The organism is Glaciimonas sp. Gout2, assembly GCF_035018905.1.
In the GTDB taxonomy this organism is placed as follows: Bacteria; Pseudomonadota; Gammaproteobacteria; order Burkholderiales; family Burkholderiaceae_D; genus Glaciimonas.
This window is the reverse complement of record NZ_JASJXA010000129.1, coordinates 1-645: the sequence shown is the minus strand read 5'-3', so window position 1 is coordinate 645 and position 645 is coordinate 1. Positions and strand designations below refer to the sequence as shown.

Annotated in this window: 2 protein-coding genes; both read right to left on the bottom strand. The window is 44.0% G+C overall.

The genetic code is table 11. The annotated features are described in order from the left end of the window. Positions 1-302 (bottom strand): DUF4279 domain-containing protein (locus QN379_RS23460; RefSeq protein ID WP_323507769.1); only part of this gene is annotated, 302 nt, incomplete at its 3' end. Between the two features lie 24 nt (positions 303-326). Beyond that, on the bottom strand, positions 327-645 hold a 319-nt coding region (locus tag QN379_RS23455), incomplete at its 5' end, for a hypothetical protein (protein WP_323507768.1).

The window sequence follows — 645 nt, the reverse complement described above, 5'->3', positions numbered from 1 at the left end:
CTGTCCACAATGCATATATCTACCCAAGCATTGTCTACATTTGGCAAATTAGGAAGCAAATCGTATGCATGCTGAAAAGTGCTTTTTAGGCGTTTGATGTGATCGTCGATTGTTAGCGTGTTGGACGCATCATCGCTATACCATTCCCAAAGACCGAATTTTGAAACAATTTCCCTTTTTGAAGAAGAAATTCGCGTCTCTCCTTTGTACATTGATACATGAGGGACAACATTTAAAATTGCTGTGATTCCCTTGGGATCGAGAAGATCACCCTTAACTCTTAATGTGACAGATATCAACATAAAGTACCTTTTATTTTGGGTTTATCAACCACCGTTGCCCAAGTCACCGATGTGCTCACCTTGACCATCAAAAACTTCACCAGTAGCCGGATTCACTGAACAGTCATCGCCCGCTTTAGCACCAGGTTTTCCTTTTTGACGTCCCTTGATACGATGGAAGTCTCGAACTGCATTCCGTTCTGGCACACCATTATTTCTCCCCCACTCTTTAGCTCCCGGAATTGCGTCAATCGCTCCATTTGGAAGCTTATTTTGTTGAAGTACATTATTGACCCAGTAACCCAAACCAACGCCGACTCCGGTTCCCACAACAGCACCAACAACGGTTCCTGGCCCCGGAAAT